The following is a 13892-nucleotide window of genomic DNA, read 5'->3' as shown; positions in this document are numbered from 1 at the left end:
GCGGGCCGGCAAGCCTGCGGGTGTCATTCCTGCCCATCTGTGCCATAGTCCGCACCGTCGGAAGGGGTTGCGGGAACACACATGGCGCGCAGTGTCGATCCATTCGTAAAGGTCTCCTCCCCTCGCATCTTCCTGGTCCGGATGATCGTGTTCCTCGCTTTGTGCGTGGCGCTCGCGGCGGTGCTGTACCAGCAGATCCTCGATGCCTTCATGAACAATCCCGGCCTCAACGGGGTGATCTTCGGGGTTCTGGCGATCGGCATCATCCTCGCGATCCGCCAGGTGGCGCGGCTGTTTCCCGAGGTCGACTGGGTCAATTCCTTCCGCCTCGCCGATCCCGGCCTCGCGGTGTCGCGGGCGCCGACGCTGCTCGCGCCCATGGCCTCGCTGCTCGGCGACCGGGTCGGCCGGATGAGCATTTCGCAGACGACGATGCGCTCGATCCTCGATTCCATCGGCACGCGCCTCGACGAGGCGCGCGACACGGCGCGTTATCTCACCGGCCTCCTGGTCTTCCTCGGCCTGCTCGGCACCTTCTGGGGCCTGCTCGAAACCGTCTCCTCGATCGGCAATGTGATCGGCGCGCTGGAGATCCGGCCCGACAGCGGCTCGGTGTTCGAGGAAATCAAGCGGGGCCTCGCCGCACCGCTCGGCGGCATGGGCATCTCCTTCTCGTCCTCGCTGTTCGGCCTCGCCGGCTCGCTGGTCCTCGGCTTCCTCGATCTGCAGGCGGGCCAGGCGCAGAATCGCTTCTACACCGATCTCGAAGACTGGCTCTCGACCACGGTGCGCGACATCGGCGAAGGCACTTTCGTCGGCCCGCCCGCGCCCGGCGCCCGCGAGCGCCTGCCGGAGCCGGTCGCCACGCCGGCCGAAGCCACCCCCGTCCCGCTCGCTCTACCGCCGCCCCCGGCCGTGCCGATCGAACCTCTGGTGGAGGCGATCGACCGGCTGCAGCGGACCATGACGGAAGCCGGCTCGCAGCGCGTGACCAGCGCCATGGCGCATCTCGCCGAAAGCCTCCAGGGCCTGGTGACCCATATGCGGTCCGAACAGGCCCTGATGAAGCAGATGATCGAGGTCCAGAGCGCCCAGCAGCACGAATTGCGGCGCATCGTCGACCGGCTCGACCAGAGCCTCGACAATCTCGAGGCCGAGAACACCCCGCCCGCGCGGAGGGTCTGAGCCATGGCCCTGGGACGGCGCGGGCGCGAGCGCACCATCGATTACTGGCCCGGTTTCGTGGACGCGCTGTCCACCCTGCTCCTGGTCTTCATCTTCCTGCTCTCGGTGTTCATGATCACCCAGTTCTTCCTGACCCAGGAAATGTCGGGCAAGGACAACGTGCTCCAGCGCCTGCAGGCGCAGATCCGGCAATTGACCGAACTTCTGTCGCTGGAGCGGGCGAGCGGCCAGACCGCGGAGGGCGAGCTGAGCGCGCTGCGGGCGAACCTTTCCGCCACCGAGGCCGAGCGGGACCGGCTGCGCGGCCAGATCGTCACCGCCCCGGCCGGCCCGGACCTCTCGCGCGAGCGGGCGCTGTCGCGCGAAGTCGACATGCAGCGCGACGCGGCGGCGCGCGCGCTGGCGCAGATCGAACTGCTCAACCAGCAGATTTCCGCGATGCGCCGGCAGATGGCGGCGCTGGAGGAGGCGCTCAATCTGTCCGAGAAGCGCGACCAGGAGAGCCAGACCAAGATCGCCGATCTCGGCCGGCGGCTGAACGTCGCGCTGGCGCAGCGGGTGCAGGAACTGAGCCGCTTCCGCTCCGAATTCTTCGGCCGCCTGCGTCAGATCCTCGGCAACCGCCCGGACATCCGCATCGTCGGCGACCGCTTCGTGTTCCAGTCGGAAGTGTTCTTCGACCGCGGCGCGGCGACCCCGCGGCCGGAAGCCTTGCCGGCGCTCGACCAGCTCGCGAGTGCGATCCTCGACCTCGAAAAGCAGATCCCGCCCGACATCAATTGGGCGCTGCGGGTGGACGGGCACACCGACAGCCGGCCGATCTCCACCCCGCAATTCCCCTCCAACTGGGAATTGTCGGCCGCCCGCGCGATCGCGGTGGTGCAATATCTCATCAGCAAGGGCGTGCAGCCGCAGCACCTCATCGCCGCCGGCTTCGGCGAATACCAGCCCATCGACAGCGGCACGGCGGAAGACGCCCTCTCCCGCAACCGCCGCATCGAGCTGAAGCTCACCGAACGCTGAGCGGGCGACCGCTGCGCGGGCCTTCCCTTTTCCCGAGGCTGGCTTAGTCTCGGGGCGCGCGCAGCCTGAGGGTGTTCGATGGATCGGGTCTTTCGCCAACGGATATCCGGTCCGCCCGAGGCAAAGCAGCGGTACGGGTTCCATCTCCTGCAGGATCCCTCCGGCCCGACGTCCTGCGCCGAACTGTCCGAGGAGGAAGTAAGGGTCGTCCGGAGATTTCTGGAGTCCGGCGGCAAAGCGCCTGCGACCCGTCTTCACAAAAAGATGCAGAGCGGATTTTAGACCGCGTTCCCCCGCGTCGCGGAGCCTCGGCGCGAAACTGCGCCTGAGATGAGCAGGCGCGAATTGTGAGGCCTGGCGAGAAGGCGTAAAGCGAGCTTCGAACGTGCAAAGGCACCCCGCTCCGCGCCCCGGCTCCATAGGTCCCCTTGAACTCCGTTTCCTCCTCCGGCGATCCGCACGCGGCGGCCGATGCGCTCCGCGATCCGCGCTTCCGCGCCTATCTGCTGGGCCGGCTCTCCAGCCAGTTGATCACCCGCATGCAGGCGGTGGTGGTGGGCTGGCACATTTATGAGATCAGCGGCGATCCGGTGGCGCTCGGCTATGTCGGGCTCGCCATGTTCATCCCCATGGTGCTGTTCGGCCTCATCATCGGCGATTGGGCCGACCGGGTGAGCCGGTCCTTCCTTCTCACCGTGTCCTCGCTGATCCTGACCGGCGCCTCGGCCGCCTTCCTGGGGCTGAGCGGGGCCGGGGTGGCGCAGGTCTGGCCCTATCTCGCCGCGACCGCGCTGTTCGGCGTCGGCGCCGCCTTCAACCGGGTCGCGGTGCCGGCCTTGCTGCCGCAGATCCTGCCGCCGGAGCGGCTGTCGGCCGGCATCGCCTGGGCGTCCAGCATGGGGCAGTTCGCTTTGATCGCGGGGCCGGCGGTGGCCGGGCTGCTGCTTCTGCTCGGCCAGCAGGTCGCCTATGGCGCGATCACCGCGGTCAGCCTGTTCGCCGCCTTGATCTGGTGGCGGATGCAGGTGCCGGCCGCCCTGCCGGGGCCGGCGGGCGGCGGCATCTCGACCCTGGAGCGGGTGATCGAGGGCATCCGGTTCGTCTGGCGCAAGCCGCTTCTGCTCGGCGCCATCGCGCTCGATTTGTTCGCCGTGCTGCTGGGCGGAGTGGTGGCGCTGCTGCCGGTCTATGCCAAGGACATCCTGCATGTCGGCCCGGCCGGGCTCGGCATGCTGCGCGCGGCGCCGGCGCTCGGCGCCGTGCTGATGGCGCTCGCCCTCGCCCGCCGGCCGCTGCAGCGCCGCGCCGGGCCGCTGTTTTTGGTGGCGGTGGCGGTGCACGGGCTGGGCACGCTGGTGTTCGGCCTGTCGGAAAATCTGCTCCTGTCCTGCGGCGCGCTGGCGATCGCCGGCGCCGCCGACATGGTGAGCGTGGTGGTGCGCACGACCGTGGTCCAGCTCGCCACCCCCGACGCCATGCAGGGCCGGGTGAATGCGGTGAACCAGGTGGTGGTCAGCGCCTCGAACGAACTCGGCGATTTCCGCGCCGGGGTGATGGGCGGGCTGATCGGCGTGGTGCCGGCCGTGGTCACCGGCTGCCTCGCCATTCTCGGCGTCACCGCGCTCGGCGCCTGGCTGTGGCCGCCGCTGCGCCGGCTCGACCGGATGGAGGACGCCCAGGCGGACGCCGCCGCCACGACGGGAACGGCGAAGGGGTGAAAAGGCATCCGGGCGTGGAAGGGATGGCTCAGCCGGATGGCTGCCGCCGCAGGAACGCTTCCAGATCGTCACGGAACCGGCCGAAGACATGCGTTGTTTCAAGCGCCCGCTCAAGCACGATATCCGCGTCCAGCCCCAGGCCATAAACGTTGCGCTGCCGGTGACGAAAAGCGCGCAGCCGATCGAGCGCCCGATAGGTATCCTGCTCAATCACCGCCGGCCGGATTTCGGGAAAAGGATGCGCCATGCGCTTCAGCAGCGAGATGTGCCACCCATCCTCGGTCTCGATCTTCGCATTGTCGATGCCCCGGGCGATCATCGACATCACACGTTCGCAGCCGGTGTAGACTTTCTCGACACCGGACGCCAATCCCTGGACCAGGAGCCAAGCCAGCGCCGGCTCGGCCTTTTCTTCCTGATTTATGTAGATTTCGGTGCCACGCGCCAGCATCTCCACCTCGTGCGCGATATCGATGAGTTCATTCTCGATATCAACGAAGATGCCGCGCATCGACCGCTCCTTCTAAGAAGCGGTCGACTTTGTGGGGAGGAATTTCGTCGAAATAGACGAGATCAAAGGCAAGCCCCTGCAGACAGTCCTCGACGAGGCCCTCAATGGTGTATTTCAGGGCGCGAGGACAGTCGAGGACAAGCAGATCGACATCCGAACCGGGGCCGAAACAGCCTTTCGCGAGCGAGCCGATGACCTGCACCCTCACCCCCAGCTGCAACAGGGTGTCGGTAGCCGCCCGAGCCCGCGCGATGGCGAAGTGCCGCCGCTCCTCCGGCCCTCCCGCGGGCGGGGCTCCTGCGCCGGCAGACGGGTGGATCCCGGATGCACGCACGATGATGTCCTCTTGCCTGGTGCATTGACATATGGCGGCCCCAGTCCCCGGCGTCAATTTCGCCGGCCCACCGCGCCTTGACTCTCCCCCCGCCTTCCGGAATCTATAGGAACAAATAGAGAACAAAAGCGAGAGTGAGCGGATGTCCCCTCCGAGCATGGCGGAGATTGCGGGGCTGCGGCGCCGCATTGCCGCCATCGCGGCAAGCGGCCGGATCGCGGCGGTCGGGCCGGGCTGGGCGGTGGCCGGCGCGGGACCGAACGACGCGTCGGCCCCGGACCGGCGGGCGCCGGAGGCAAGCCCGGCAAACCCCGAGCGCGACACCCCCGGCCGGGACACCCCGGCCCGGGACGCTCCGGCGGGAGACGGGCCGGAGCGTCCCGGGCGGAACCTGGAAGGCCCGGACCAAGACGGCACAGGCCAAGACGGCACAGGCCAAGACGGCCCGGACCAAGACGGCGCGGGCCAAGACGGCGCGGATCCCGGACCTGCGGACGGGAGGCGGCTCGCCTTCGGGGTCGCGGACCTCGACCGGTCGCTCGGCGGCGGGCTCGCCTTCGGCACGCTGCACGAGGCGGCCGCCGCCGCGATCGGCGCCGAGGCAACGCTGGCGGCCTTCGGGCTCGGCCTCGCGGCGATGGCGGCGCGGCTCCGGCGCCGCCCGGTCCTGGTCGTGCAGCAGGACCTCGCCGGCTTCGAGGCCGGCGGGCTTTACGGACCCGGCCTCGCCGAAATGGGGCTGCCCGAAGGACGGATCCTTCTGGTGCGTGTGCGCAGGACGCAGGACGTCCTGCTGGTGATGGAGGAGGCTTCGAGATGCGTGGGATTGTCGGCGGTTCTGGGCGAGACGGCCGCGCCTGTGCCCGATCTGCTCACGGCGACGCGGCGCCTGGCTTTGGCCGCCCGCGCCGGCGGCACGCTGAGCCTCCTGCTGCGTCAGGCGCGCGATTCCGCGCCCTGCGCGGCGGCGACCCGCTGGCTGATCGCTCCCCGCCCCAGCCGGCCGCAGGACGCCTATGGCGGGCTGGGGCCGGTCTGCCTGTCGGCCGCCCTCACCCGCAACCGCCTCGGCCCGCCGGGGGAATGGGAGCTGGAGCTCCGCGCGGGCGGCTTCGCGCCCGCTCCGCCCCGGGAGGCGCGGCATGAGCCCCGAATTGTCCTCCCCGGCGCCGCGCCGCTATCTCGGCCTGTGGCTGGAGCGCCTGTCGACGGACCGCATCGAACGGCCCTTGGCGCCTGAGGCCCGGGCCGCCCCGCGCGCCACCGTGGCGCCGGAGCGCGGGGCGCTGCGGCTCGTCGCGCTGAACCGGGCGGCGGCCGCGCTCGGGCTCCAGCCCGGCCTGTCGCTGGCCGATGCCCGGGCGCGCCACCCCGCGCTCGCGGTCGCCCCGCACGCCCCGGAGGCGGATGCCCGGACCCTCGCCGGCTTCGCCGATGCCTGCGAGCGCTATACCCCGCTGCTCGCCCTCGATCCGCCCGACGGGCTGTTGCTCGACATTGCGGGCTGCGCCCATCTGTTCGGCGGCGAGCGGGGCCTGCTGCGCGACCTGCGCGGTCGGGTCGTCGCCACCGGCTTTTCCGCCCGCGCGGCGATCGCCGGAACGCCGGCCGCGGCCGCCGCCTTCGCCCGCTTCTCCGGCCGGCCGGCCAGTCTGGTGCCGGAAGACGCCGATCTCGCCGGGGTGCTCGCGCCGCTGCCGCTCGCCGCCTTGCGCAGCCCGCCGGCGGTGGAGGCCGCCCTCGCCCGGCTCGGCTTCGCCCGGCTCGGCGACCTCATGGACAAGCCCCGCGCCCCGCTCGCCGCGCGCTTCGGAGCGGACGTCCTCGCCCGGCTCGACGCGCTGACGGGGGCGGCGCGGCCGGGGCTCGACCATCGTTTGCCGCCGCCCCGCTTCAGCGCCGAGAAGGCGCTCGCCGAGCCGATCGAACGCAGCGCGGACGTGCTCGGGATCGCCCGGCATCTGGCGGGCACGCTCGCCGCCGCGCTGGAGCGCGCCGGGCTCGGCGCGCGGCGGCTCGACCTCGCTTTGTTCCGGGTGGACGGCGCGGTGACGCGCCTGTCGGTCGGCACCGCCCGGCCGCTGCGCGATCCCGCCATCGTCCAGCGCCTGTTCGCCGAGAAGGTCGCGGCGCTGGGCAGCCTCGATCCCGGCTTCGGCTTCGACCTGCTGCGGCTCTCCGCCCCGCTCGCCGAGCCGCTCGCCCCGCACCAGGACAGTTTCGATGCCGGGCAGGCGGATGCGGCCGCGCTCGATGCGCTGGTCGACCGCCTGGCGGCGCGGCTCGGCGGCGGCGCCGTCACGGTGCCGCGGCTGGAGGACGCGCATTGTCCCGAGGCCGCCTGTCGTCTCGTGCCGGCGCAGAGCGCGCGGCGGGCCGCGCCGGACAGGCCGGATCCGCCGCCCCCGGACCTCGCCGGCCCCGCCCGCCCGCCGCGCCTGTTCGACCGGCCGGAACTGGTGGAGGCGGTGGCCGAAGTGCCGGACGGCCCGCCGGTGCGCTTCCGCTGGCGCCGGCTGCTGCATCAGGTCGCGGTCGCGGAAGGCCCGGAGCGGATCGCCGCGCCCTGGTGGCGCGAGCCCGGCCTGTCCCCGACGCGCGACTATTTCCGCGTGGAGACCACCGCGGGCCGCCGCCTGTGGCTGTTCCGCGCCGGCCTGTTCGGCACCGAGACGGCCCACCCCGCTTGGTACGTGCACGGGCTGTTCGGATGACAGGCCGGTCTTCCGCCCCGTCCTCTGGGCCGGCCTTTGGTCCCTCGCTCCGGCGGTGGGCGACGTCCGGTGCCGCCCGGCCGGACGCGGCCCCGCCGCCTGCGACTCTGCCGAACGGGACATGGCCGGGCAGGACACCGGCGAACAGGGCGCGGCCTCGGCCCGCGCGCCCGGCGCGCCGCCTCTCATGACGTCCGCCCCGCCGCCTTATGTCGAGCTGGCCACCACCAGCAATTTCACCTTCCTCGCCGGCGGCTCGCATCCGGAGGAATATGTCCTCACCGCGCAGGCGCTCGGCCATCGCGGGATCGGCCTTGCCGACCGCAACACGCTGGCCGGCGTGGTGCGGGCGCACGCCCAGGCCAAGGCGGCGGGGGTCGCGCTGGCGGTCGGCGCCCGGCTCGGCTTCTGCGACGGCACGCCGGACCTGCTCGCTTATCCCACCGACCGCGCCGCCTATGGCCGGCTCTGCCGCCTGCTCACGGCGGGCAATATGCGGGCCGAGAAGGGCGATTGCCTGCTCACTTTGGCCGATCTGCTGGACTGGCAGGAGGGCCTGTGCCTCGCCGTCCTGCCGCCGCGCCGCTGGGCGGAGGCGTTTGCGCGGCTGCTCGGCCGGCTGAAGGAAGCGGCGCCCGGCCGTCTCTGGCTCGCCGCCACCATGCCCCGCCGGGGCGACGACGGCCGCCGCCTCGCCCGGCTCGCCGACCTCGGCCGCACCACCGGCCTGCCGCTTCTGGCGGTCGGCGACGTGCTCTATCACGCGCCCGAGCGCCGGGCGCTGCACGACGTGCTGACCTGCGTCCGGCACCATGTGACGCTCGATGCCGCCGGCCGGCTGCTGGAGGCCAATGCCGAGCGCCATCTCAAGCCGCCGGCGGAAATGGCCCGCCTGTTCCGCGCCGTGCCCGAGGCGGTGGCGGAGACCTTCGCCTTCTTCTCGCGCCTCGGCTTCTCGCTGGACGATCTGAAGCCCAGCTATCCCCGCGAGGCGCGCGCCGGCTTCGCCTCGCCGCAGGCGGCGCTGGATTCCCTGGCGCATGCCGGCGCGGCGCGGCGCTATCCCGGCGGCGTGCCCGACAAGGTGATGCGTGCCCTCGCCCACGAACTCGCGCTGATCGGCGACCTCGGTTATGCCCCCTATTTCCTCACCGTGGACGAGATCGTCCGCTTCGCCCGCGGCCGCGGCATCCTCTGCCAGGGGCGCGGCTCGGCGGCGAATTCGGCGGTGTGCTTCTGCCTCGGCCTGACCGAGGTGGACCCGATGCGCTCGTCGCTGCTGTTCGAGCGTTTCATCTCGCGCAACCGCAACGAGCCGCCCGACATCGACATCGATTTCGAGCACGCGCGGCGCGGCGAGGTTCTGCAATTCGTCTATGACCGCTACGGCGCCGCCCATGCCGGGCTCGCCGCCACCACCATCACCTACCGCACCCGCTCGGCGGTGCGCGAGGTCGGCAAGGCGTTCGGCCTGTCGGAGGATACGGTCGGCGCGCTCGCCGGCACGGTCTGGGGCTGGTCCTCGGACGGGGTGCGGGACGCCGAGGCGCGCCGCCTCGGGCTCGACCCCACCGACCGGCGGCTGGCACAGGTGCTCGACCTGACCCGGGCGCTGATCGCCTTTCCGCGCCATCTCTCCCAGCATGTCGGCGGCATGGTGGTGACCCACGACCGGCTCGACGAGACCGTGCCGCTGACCCGCTCGGCGATGGAGGCGCGGCCGATCCTGGAATGGAACAAGGACGATCTGGAGGCGGTGGGCCTCTTGAAGGTCGACATTCTGGCGCTCGGCATGCTCACCGCGATCCAGAAATGCTTCGGCCTCCTCAAAGGCCATTATGGCGCGCGCCACCCGACCATCGGCAGCGTCCCGCAGGACGATCCGGCGGTCTATGCCATGCTCCGGCGCGCCGATTCGGTCGGCGTGTTCCAGGTCGAGAGCCGCGCCCAGCAGACCATGCTGCCGCGCCTGCGGCCGGAGCGGATGGAGGATCTGGTGATCGAGGTCGCGATCGTGCGTCCCGGCCCGATCCAGGGCGGCATGGTCCATCCCTATCTGCGCCGCCGCCAGGGGCTCGACCCGGTCGCCTATCCCTCCCGCGAACTCGAAGAGGTGCTCGGCCCGACCCTCGGCGTGCCGCTGTTCCAGGAACAGGCGATGCAGATCGCGATCGTCGGCGCCGGCTTCTCGCCGGAGGAGGCGGACCAGTTGCGCCGCGCCATGGCGACCTTCAAGCGCGTCGGCACGATCGGCACGTTCCATGACAAGCTGATCCGCGGCATGACGCAGAAGGGTTATGCGGCGGACTTCGCCGAGAGCCTGTGGAAGCAGATCGAGGGCTTCGGCTCCTACGGCTTCCCGCGCTCCCATGCCGAGAGCTTCGCGCTGCTGGTCTATTGCTCGGCCTGGATCAAGTGCCACTATCCCGACGTCTTCCTGGCCGGCATGCTGAACGCCTGGCCGCTCGGCTTCTATGCCCCCGCCCAATTGGTGCGCGACGCGCAGGAGCACGGCGTCGCGGTGCGGCCGGTGGATGTCAACGCTTCCGCCTGGGATCACACCCTCGAGCCGGAGGGGCCGCGGGAGACGGCGGCGGCGCGCCTCCATCCCCGCCACCGGGAGATGGCGGGGGATCTGCGCACCACCCATGCGGTGCGCCTCGGCCTGCGGCAGGTGGACGGGCTGCGGGAGACGGACGGCGTGCAGCTCGCCGCCTGCCGCGGCGCCGGCTATGACAGCGTGCGCGATCTGTGGCTGCGCACCGGGCTCGCGCCGGCCGCCTTGGAGCGGCTCGCCGATGCCGACGCCTTCCGCTCGCTCGGCCTCGACCGGCGCGCCGCTCTCTGGGCGGTGCGCGGCCTGCGCCGCGCCGGGGACAAGGACGATTTGCCCCTGTTCCGCGCCGCCGCGACGCCGCGCGAGCCAGACGTCGATCTGCCGGTCCTGCCGCCGGGGGCGCAGGTGATCGCCGATTACCGCCACCTGAAGCTCTCTTTGAAGGCCCATCCGGTGCACTTCCTGCGCACCGGCCTCGCGGCGCGCGGCGTGACGCCCGCCGGCCTTCTGCCGGAGATGGCGAGCGGCCGGCGCCTGACCCTGGCGGGGCTGGTCCTGGTGCGCCAGCGTCCCGGCACCGCCAGCGGCGTCATCTTCATGACCATCGAGGACGAGACCGGCTGGGCCAATGTCATCGTCTGGCCGCGCCTGTTCGAGACCTTCCGGCCGGCGGTGATGGGCGCCCGCCTGATCGCGGTGAAGGGCCGGCTGCAGAACGAGAGCGGGGTGATCCATCTCGTCGCCGACCATATCGCCGACTGGAGCCCGCTGCTCGAACAGGTGGCGGCGGAAGGCGCCCGGATCGACCCGACCATGCCGTCCGACATCGGCCGCAGCGGCGGCGGCCCCGACCGCCGCCGCGCGCCGCATCCCAAGACCACACCCGCCAAGACCGCGCCCGCCCAAACCGCGCCCGTCCAGAGCGCGCCGAGCCAGACCGCGCCGGCTTCCCCCGCCCCCCTCCCGGCGCGGCCGGCGCCGAGCGTGGGCTCGGCTTTGCCGAAAGGCCGCAACTTCCATTGAGAAAACCGGAAAAGTCCACCGCGCGAAGGCTTTACCGCCATTGACACGGCCCGCGCCGTCCCGCTTGATGGCGCCATGGTCTATCTGATCCTGTTCGTCGCCATCGTCGCGGAAGTCGTGGCCACGTCCGCGCTGAAGGCGGCGGAAGGGTTCACGCGGCCCCTTCCCTCCATCATCGTCGTGGTGGGCTACGCCATCGCCTTCTATTGCCTGTCGCTGACCCTACGCACGCTGCCTGTGGGCATCGCCTACGCTTTGTGGTCGGGGGTGGGGATCGTGCTGGTCGCGGGCATCGGCGCGGTGCTGTACGGCCAGAAGCTCGACCTCGCGGCGATCGTCGGGCTCGGTCTGATCATCGCCGGCGTTCTGGTGGTGAACCTGCTCTCAAAATCGGTCTCGCACTGAGAGCGGAATGCACTATTTCGCGCTGTTCCTGGCGATCCTCGGAGAAGTCGCCGCCACGACCTCGCTGAAGGCGGCCGAGAGCTTCACGCGGATCGGCCCGACGATCGTCGTGGTCGTCGGCTATCTCGTCGCCTTCGTCTGCCTGTCGGTGACGCTGAAGACCATTCCGGTCGGCATCGCCTATGCCACCTGGTCGGGCGTCGGCATCGTGCTGGTCGCCTTCATCGGCTGGTGGCGCTATGGCCAGAGGCTCGATCTGCCGGCGATCGTCGGCCTCGGCTTCATCATTGTTGGCGTGCTGATGGTGAACCTGCTGTCGAAGACCGAGGTGCACTGATCAGGCCGCCGCTGGCTCCGGCAGCAGAACCCGCATCATGCGGCCGGCCGCCGCCCGCTGCGCCTGGACGATCGCGCCGGCGACGCCGCGCGCCTCGGCATCGGCCTCCTCGGCCATCGAGAAGACGGTCGGGAATGGTGCCTTCAGCTCGGCCACGACCCAATCGCTGTCGAACGCCAGCACCGCGTCGAACTTGCGCGCCACCTGCTGCATCGGCCGGTTATAAGCGAGGCAGTTCATCTGCAGCGTGCGGATCCCGCGATTGCGGGCGGCAAGAACCACGCGCGCCATCAGCAGCGTGCCGAAGCCGTGATTCTGGTACGCCGTCTCGACGCTGAACGCGGCCTCCGCCTCGGAGGCGAGCAAGGCGGTCAGGGGATAGATCTCCGCCGCCGCGCGCAGGTCGCCATCGACGAAGGCGCCGAGCATCACGGCGCCCGCGGTGAAGGCCCGCTCGGCATGGTGGACGATGAAGGCATCCGACACGGTCGAGCCGAACCGGGTGCGGCGGCTCTCCGCGTCGAGGCGCAGAAGATGATCGCGCAGCCGCGGCCCTTCTCCGGGCCAGAGGCGACGGATGACCGGGGGTGCTGTGTCGTGCGGCACGGCGTGCATACCGTCTCTCCCACTGCCCCCTATCCCCGCGCTCAACTTATGTGCGGCGCAACATGGGTCAAGACGCCTTCCGTATGGGGTCGGGCGGCCCGTGGTATTCAAACGGCCGTTTCATTTATGGAATGAGGGACTTGGCCGGCTCCTGCAATTTTTGCAGATCTGCTGCACTGCAAAAACATAAGCCGGCACGCCTGCGGCATCCGCCGCCTGTCAGCGCACCAGTATCGCCCGAAAATCGTTGACGTTGGTGAGGGTCGGGCCGGTTTTCACCAGCCCGCCGAGGGCGGCGAAGAAGCCGTAGCCGTCATTGTCGTCGAGCCGGTCGACCGGGGAGAGGCCGGCCTGTTCCGCCGCGGCGAGCACGGTCGAATCGAACCAGGCGCCGGCATTGTCCTCGGTCCCGTCGACCCCGTCGGTGTCGCAGGCGATCGCCGAGACGCCCGGCGCGCCGCTTAAGGCGACGGCGAGCGCGAGCAGGAATTCGACATTGCGCCCGCCCCGGCCCGTGCCGCGCACCGTCACCGTGGTCTCGCCGCCCGAGAGCAGCACGCCCGGCGCCGCCAGCGGACGGCCATGGGCTGCGGCGCAGCGCGCTATGCCGGCGAACACCGTCGCCGCCTCCCGCGCCTCGCCCTCGATCGCGTCGCCGAGGATGAGCGGCGCGAGGCCGAAATCGCGGGCCTTCGCGGCGGCGGCCTCGAGCGCCATCAACGGGGTCGCGATCATATGGACCTCCTGCCCGGGCAGGGGATCGCCGCCCACCCGGTTGGCGCGGATCACCTGTTCCACCTGCGGCGACACCGGCACGCCGTAGCGCCGCATCAAAGCGAGCACGGCGGCGGGATCGGACGCCTCGGGGATGGTCGGGCCGGAGCCGATCGCACCGGGATCGTCGCCCGGCACGTCGGAAATCAGATAGGTGACGCAGCGCGCGGGCGCGATGGCGGCAGCGAGCCGGCCGCCTTTGATGGCCGAGACCGCCTTGCGCACCTTGTTCATCACCCCGATGGGGGCGCCGGACTTCAGCAGCGCCGTGTTGAGCGCCTGCTTGTCTTCGAGCGTCAGCCCCTCCGCCGGCGCGGTGAGCAGCGCCGAGGCGCCGCCCGACATCAGGCAGACGACGAGGTCGTCCGGCCCGGCCGAGCGCGCGAGCGCCAGGATGCGCCGCGCCGCGTCCTGCCCGGCCGCGTCGGGCACCGGATGGGCGGCCTCGACGATCTCGATCTGCCGGGTCGCGCAGCCATGGCCGTAACGGGTGACGACCAGGCCCTCGCAGGGTCGGCCCCATTCCGCCTCGAAGGCGCGCGCCATGCGGGCCGAGGCCTTGCCGGCGCCGAGCACCAGGGTCCGCCCCTTGGGCGGCGCCGGGAGCCGGTCCTTGAACTTGCCCTCGGGCAGCGCCGCGCCGAGCGCGGCCTCGAACAAAGCGAGAAGAATGTCTTTGTCGGACGGCATGGCTGCTCCCTCGGC

Annotated in this window: 12 protein-coding genes; 8 read left to right on the top strand and 4 right to left on the bottom strand. The window is 71.2% G+C overall.

From position 1 onward, the window contains the following. The first annotated feature begins 81 nt into the window (after positions 1-81). The 3 genes from EDC64_RS09140 to EDC64_RS09130 all read left to right on the top strand — a co-directional run bounded on the left by EDC64_RS09140 (position 82) and on the right by EDC64_RS09130 (position 3926). Positions 82-1185 carry a flagellar motor protein MotA gene (locus tag EDC64_RS09140; protein WP_132030974.1) on the top strand — a complete coding sequence of 368 codons (1104 nt, stop codon included), beginning with the start codon at positions 82-84 and terminating at the stop codon, positions 1183-1185. Positions 1186-1188: 3 nt separating this feature from the next. Then, positions 1189-2208 carry a peptidoglycan -binding protein gene (locus EDC64_RS09135; protein ID WP_132030973.1) on the top strand — a complete coding sequence of 340 codons (1020 nt, stop codon included), beginning with the start codon at positions 1189-1191 and terminating at the stop codon, positions 2206-2208. 428 nt (positions 2209-2636) lie between these two features. Continuing rightward, the gene (locus EDC64_RS09130; protein ID WP_132030972.1) at positions 2637-3926 is read left to right on the top strand and encodes an MFS transporter; all 1290 of its coding nucleotides are present in this window, start codon (positions 2637-2639) and stop codon (positions 3924-3926) included. Between the two features lie 28 nt (positions 3927-3954). Here EDC64_RS09130 and EDC64_RS09125 read toward each other — a convergent pair whose 3' ends face one another. After that, entirely contained in the window at positions 3955-4437 is a 483-nt protein-coding gene (locus EDC64_RS09125) for a ribonuclease toxin HepT-like protein (RefSeq protein WP_132030971.1), read from the bottom strand. Continuing rightward, complete coding sequence (locus EDC64_RS24035) at positions 4418-4930, bottom strand: nucleotidyltransferase family protein (RefSeq protein WP_132030970.1); 513 nt, start codon at positions 4928-4930, stop codon at positions 4418-4420. Before EDC64_RS24035 ends, EDC64_RS09125 begins: the two co-directional genes overlap by 20 nt. Here EDC64_RS24035 and EDC64_RS09115 point away from each other — a divergent pair. From EDC64_RS09115 to EDC64_RS09095, 5 genes are all read left to right on the top strand, one after another. Continuing rightward, entirely contained in the window at positions 4914-6011 is a 1098-nt protein-coding gene (locus tag EDC64_RS09115; protein WP_132030969.1) for an ImuA family protein, read from the top strand. The two genes, EDC64_RS24035 and EDC64_RS09115, sit on opposite strands and share 17 nt — an antisense overlap. After that, the gene (locus EDC64_RS09110; protein ID WP_132030968.1) at positions 5914-7485 is read left to right on the top strand and encodes a Y-family DNA polymerase; all 1572 of its coding nucleotides are present in this window, start codon (positions 5914-5916) and stop codon (positions 7483-7485) included. The genes EDC64_RS09115 and EDC64_RS09110 overlap by 98 nt, the downstream gene beginning before the upstream one ends. Before the next feature lie 187 nt (positions 7486-7672). Then, positions 7673-11065 carry an error-prone DNA polymerase gene (locus EDC64_RS09105; protein ID WP_132031049.1) on the top strand — a complete coding sequence of 1131 codons (3393 nt, stop codon included), beginning with the start codon at positions 7673-7675 and terminating at the stop codon, positions 11063-11065. A gap of 75 nt (positions 11066-11140) precedes the next feature. Beyond that, the gene (locus EDC64_RS09100; RefSeq protein WP_132030967.1) at positions 11141-11470 is read left to right on the top strand and encodes a DMT family transporter; all 330 of its coding nucleotides are present in this window, start codon (positions 11141-11143) and stop codon (positions 11468-11470) included. A gap of 7 nt (positions 11471-11477) precedes the next feature. Continuing rightward, a complete protein-coding gene (locus tag EDC64_RS09095) occupies positions 11478-11807 on the top strand; it encodes a DMT family transporter (protein WP_132030966.1) in 330 nt (109 codons plus the stop codon). Here EDC64_RS09095 and EDC64_RS09090 read toward each other — a convergent pair whose 3' ends face one another. Together EDC64_RS09090 and EDC64_RS09085 are read right to left on the bottom strand one after the other, a co-directional pair. Beyond that, positions 11808-12422 (bottom strand): GNAT family N-acetyltransferase, encoded by a 615-nt coding sequence (locus EDC64_RS09090; protein ID WP_132030965.1) that lies wholly within the window; start codon positions 12420-12422, stop codon positions 11808-11810. 210 nt (positions 12423-12632) lie between these two features. Beyond that, the gene (locus EDC64_RS09085; protein WP_132030964.1) at positions 12633-13877 is read right to left on the bottom strand and encodes a glycerate kinase type-2 family protein; all 1245 of its coding nucleotides are present in this window, start codon (positions 13875-13877) and stop codon (positions 12633-12635) included. Positions 13878-13892 lie beyond the last annotated feature (15 nt).

Origin of the sequence: Aquabacter spiritensis, from assembly GCF_004346185.1 — a bacterium.
Classification (GTDB): Bacteria; Pseudomonadota; Alphaproteobacteria; order Rhizobiales; family Xanthobacteraceae; genus Aquabacter; species Aquabacter spiritensis.
This window is presented reverse-complemented; position numbering and strand designations above follow the sequence as displayed.

Bases quoted from the DNA above. Each gene is read 5' to 3' on its own strand.
- EDC64_RS09140 (WP_132030974.1), top strand. From the start codon at position 82: ATGGCGCGCAGTGTCGATCCATTCGTAAAGGTCTCCTCCCCTCGCATC.
- EDC64_RS09135 (WP_132030973.1), top strand. From the start codon at position 1,189: ATGGCCCTGGGACGGCGCGGGCGCGAGCGCACCATCGATTACTGGCCC.
- EDC64_RS09125 (WP_132030971.1), bottom strand. From the start codon at position 4,437: ATGCGCGGCATCTTCGTTGATATCGAGAATGAACTCATCGATATCGCG.
- EDC64_RS09115 (WP_132030969.1), top strand. From the start codon at position 4,914: ATGTCCCCTCCGAGCATGGCGGAGATTGCGGGGCTGCGGCGCCGCATT.
- EDC64_RS24035 (WP_132030970.1), bottom strand. From the start codon at position 4,930: ATGCTCGGAGGGGACATCCGCTCACTCTCGCTTTTGTTCTCTATTTGT.
- EDC64_RS09110 (WP_132030968.1), top strand. From the start codon at position 5,914: ATGAGCCCCGAATTGTCCTCCCCGGCGCCGCGCCGCTATCTCGGCCTG.
- EDC64_RS09105 (WP_132031049.1), top strand. From the start codon at position 7,673: ATGACGTCCGCCCCGCCGCCTTATGTCGAGCTGGCCACCACCAGCAAT.
- EDC64_RS09100 (WP_132030967.1), top strand. From the start codon at position 11,141: ATGGTCTATCTGATCCTGTTCGTCGCCATCGTCGCGGAAGTCGTGGCC.
- EDC64_RS09095 (WP_132030966.1), top strand. From the start codon at position 11,478: ATGCACTATTTCGCGCTGTTCCTGGCGATCCTCGGAGAAGTCGCCGCC.
- EDC64_RS09090 (WP_132030965.1), bottom strand. From the start codon at position 12,422: ATGCACGCCGTGCCGCACGACACAGCACCCCCGGTCATCCGTCGCCTC.
- EDC64_RS09085 (WP_132030964.1), bottom strand. From the start codon at position 13,877: ATGCCGTCCGACAAAGACATTCTTCTCGCTTTGTTCGAGGCCGCGCTC.